This is a genomic window from Stieleria sp. (assembly GCF_041595215.1).
Taxonomy (GTDB): domain Bacteria; phylum Planctomycetota; class Planctomycetia; order Pirellulales; family Pirellulaceae; genus Stieleria; species Stieleria magnilauensis.
This window is the reverse complement of record NZ_JBFHKV010000876.1, coordinates 1-3,729: the sequence shown is the minus strand read 5'-3', so window position 1 is coordinate 3,729 and position 3,729 is coordinate 1. Positions and strand designations below refer to the sequence as shown.

Here is a 3,729-nt window from a genome sequence, read left to right as displayed (position 1 = left end):
GGTGAGTAGGGCACGCGACTTAGACGGCTCGGTCGCTTCCATTCGTTCTTGCTACACTGTTGCGTCTGCGAAATCGTGCCAAGGGTTTGGCACGCTATGACGAAGACTTCATTGACTTACTACGGGATGCCTGATGCTCAGCCGTTTGATTCGCCTTGCCGCGCTGAATTGTCTGTTCTGTTTGCCGACCATTTCGGCGGTCGCCGATGATGGCGATCTGTTTTTGAAACCTCCGGCCGTGGTGCGACCGGACAAGCCAATTTATTCCCCGAACAACCGCGCGTTTCAAGGGATTCCGAGTCTGGCGATTGCTCCCGGTGGTCGATTGTGGGCAACCTGGTACGCCGGTGTCACGCCCGGCGAAGACCAGAATAACTACGTCGTGCTGAGCACGAGCGACGACGATGGCGAAACGTGGACCGAAGTGCTGGTGGTGGATCCTGACGAAGCCGGTCCGGTTCGAGCTTACGACCCGGAACTGTGGATGGCCCCGGACGGTAAACTGCGTCTGGCATGGGCTCAGGCCATCGGGCACGAAGGTACCATCGCCGGGGTCTGGTTTTTGACGATCACGAATCCGAATGACGCTCGGCCGCAATACGAGGCGCCCGAACGGGTCACCGATGGAGTCATGATGTGCAAACCGCTCGTCTTGTCGTCGGGCGAATGGGTGCTACCGGCGTCGACGTGGCGGAAGACCGATCACAGCGCCCGAGTGATCGTGTCCGATGACGAAGGGGCGACGTGGACCTTGCGGGGCGGTTGCAACGTCCCAGAAAAAGACCGTGCCTTTGACGAACACATGTTGATTGAGCGACGCGACGGATCGCTGTGGATGTTGGCGCGGACGCGGTACGGGATCGGCGAAAGTGTTTCCACCGACGGCGGACGCACCTGGCCAGAATTGGCTCCTTCCAACATCGCCCACCCCAGCGCCAGATTCTTCATCCGTCGATTGAATTCTGGCAAGCTGCTGTTAGTCAAACATGGGCCCGTCGACAAGCGGATCGGGCGATCCCACCTGACCGCGTTCCTGTCCGACGACGATGGTCAGACCTGGAGCGGCGGTCTGTTGCTGGACGAACGCAATCAGGTCTCGTATCCCGATGGACAGCAAGCCGCCGACGGGACCATCCGCATCATCTATGACTTCAGTCGAACGGGTGAACGCCACATTCTGATGGCGACGTTTCGTGAAGAGGATGTCGCGGCGGGAGAGTTGGTCAGCGATTCGGCCAAGCTGCGCCAGATCGTCAGTGACGCATCGGGCCCGCTGGAAACGGAATGAAATTCATCTGCCCAATCGTTTGGCTGGTCGCGTGCCTTGCGGCCGTCGGGTGCAACCGCCGTGAAGAATGGCCCTTCCGACCGGTCACGTTGATTTGTCCGTGGTCGGCCGGGGGAGGTACGGATCGCGTGTCGCGACAAGTTGCGGTGCAGCTTGAGAGCGAGCTCGGTGTGCCAGTCAATGTGGTCAACGCCACGGGCGGCGGGGGCGTGACGGGACACACACGCGGTGCCACCGCTTCTGCCGACGGATACACCGTGACCATGGCCACGGTGGAGCTAAACATGTTGCATTGGCGCAGCCTGTGCCCGATCACGCCCGATCGCTTTGAGCCGTTGGCGATGATCAACCAAGATTCGGCAGCGATCTTCGTGTCCGCAGATTCTCCTTGGCAATCGCTGCGGGATCTGGAGGCCAAGCTGCGTCAATCAACGGAATCCTTGCGGGCGTCGGGAACTGCAGCCGGCGGGATTTGGCACCTCGCATTGTTGGGTTGGTTGGACCGCAGCGATCTACCGAGCGAATCGGTGACCTGGGTTTCGATCAACGGAGCGGCACCTTCGCTCCAGGAGATGATGGCCGGTGGGTTGGAGATCGTGTGCTGCTCCATCCCCGAAGCGCGCGGATTGATCGATGCCGGAGAGATTCGATGCTTGGGGGTGATGAGCAGGGAGCGAAGTCCGGCGGCGCCCGAGGTCGCGACCTTTGCCGAGCAGGGCATTGATTGGTCGATCGGGGCCTGGCGGGGGCTGCTGTTTCCCAAAGGTGTTCCGGAGGATCGCGTCACGAAGATGCGGCAGGCGGTTTTGAACGTCGCCAATAGCAACGAGTTTCGTCAGTTCATGGCGGCGTCTGGATTCCAGGTCGCGGTCGCCGACGGGGATCAGTTTGAAGCGTTTCTGACGCAGACCGATGCGGACTTTGGCGAGATTTTGAATCAGCCACAAATGAAGCCAACACAGTCATTAGCGATCGGCCCTTACTTTCTTCCATCGATCCTTGCCGCGCTGGGAATCGTCATCGGTGCGTTTGGATGGGGCGTCTCCAGGTCGACGCTGAACGAGGAGGCGAACGCAGCAGCGGCCGAAAACTTGGCGATTGATTATCACGCGTTGTTGCGATTCGCTGCGGCCGTTGGTCTGTTCATTGTGCTTTGTGAATCGCTCGGCTACGTGATCTCCGCAGGCGTGATGCTGCTTGCGATGTTGCTGATGTTGCGAGTCGGATGGCGCCTCGCCGTGGCTGTGACCGTGGTGACCATTCCGAGCTTGTATCACGTTTTCGCGGTCGTACTCGGCGTTCCCCTTCCCTGGGGCTGGTTGGGTTGGTGACATGGATCCTGCACTGTTACAAGCAGCCGGTGATGTTTTCGGCCGCGTCGATGTTTGGCTGATCATCGTCGCCGCGGCGTTCTATGGGATCTTTGTCGGTGCCATCCCGGGATTGACGGCCACGATGGCCGTGGCCTTGTTTGTTCCCGTTGCCTACTGGTTGGATCCGGTGGCGGCGATCGGTGCGATCGTGACCATGGTCGCCTGTGCGATCTTTGCGGGAGACATTCCGACGGTTCTGTTGCGAATCCCGGGCACGCCGGCGTCGGCCGCCTATGCCGATGAAGCGTATCGGTTGTCGGAAAAGGGGCTGGCACAGCAAGTCTTGTCGGTCTCGCTGACGTGCAGCGTGATCGGCGGCATCATCGGGGCGATCCTCTTGATGGTGCTGGGCAGCCAACTCGCAGCGGTCGCGAGCTGGTTTTCTGTCACCGAGTACTTTTGGTTGTACTTGATCGGACTCAGTTGCTGTGTGTTGGTGGTACCGGCGGGGGCTCGGTGGAAAGCGATGTTGAGTCTGATCCTTGGGATCTTGTTATCCACGGTCGGCCTGAGCGCGGTGCATCTTGAACCGCGATTCACCTTTCATTCCGTGGCGCTGTATCAAGGGATCTCGTTCATCCCGGCGATGATCGGTCTGTTCGGGTTGTCGGAAGTGTTTGCGAATCTTTCACAGGCCAAGCGAGGTGACAGCGGGGCGTGTGCCGTTGCACCGGCGGTATCATTCGGCACGATCATCGGGGCTTCACGGTCGGCATTGGTGACTCGGTTGGTCAAACGCCGATCGGGCACGGTCCGGTCGAGCTTGATGGGAGTCTTGATCGGGATGCTGCCTGGCGCCGGCGCCGATATCGCATCGTGGGTCACATTCGCCGCGGCCAAACGCGGCCGTGGTTCGAAGGCGGATCGGGAATCGATCGATGCGATCGGAGACGCCACAACGGCCAACAGTGCTGCCTTGGCCGGAGGTTGGATACCGACGTTGGTGTTTGGCATTCCCGGTGATTCCATCACGGCGATCGTGATCGGGGTGTTGTTGATGAAGAATGTCACACCGGGGCCAGCAATCTTTGAGAGTCAACCGTCGCTGGTGTACGGCATTTACCTCGT

3 protein-coding genes are annotated in these 3,729 nt (G+C 60.0%); all 3 read left to right on the top strand.

The window, feature by feature from the left end:
* Positions 1 to 133: 133 nt before the first annotated feature.
* On the top strand, positions 134 to 1,288 hold the full coding sequence (locus ABX749_RS25550) for a sialidase family protein (RefSeq protein ID WP_372898494.1): 1,155 nt from the start codon (positions 134 to 136) through the stop codon (positions 1,286 to 1,288).
* Between the two features lie 128 nt (positions 1,289 to 1,416).
* Positions 1,417 to 2,619 carry a tripartite tricarboxylate transporter substrate-binding protein gene (locus tag ABX749_RS25545; RefSeq protein ID WP_372898493.1) on the top strand — a complete coding sequence of 401 codons (1,203 nt, stop codon included), beginning with the start codon at positions 1,417 to 1,419 and terminating at the stop codon, positions 2,617 to 2,619.
* A gap of 1 nt (position 2,620) precedes the next feature.
* Positions 2,621 to 3,729 (top strand): tripartite tricarboxylate transporter permease (locus ABX749_RS25540; protein ID WP_372898492.1); only part of this gene is annotated, 1,109 nt, incomplete at its 3' end.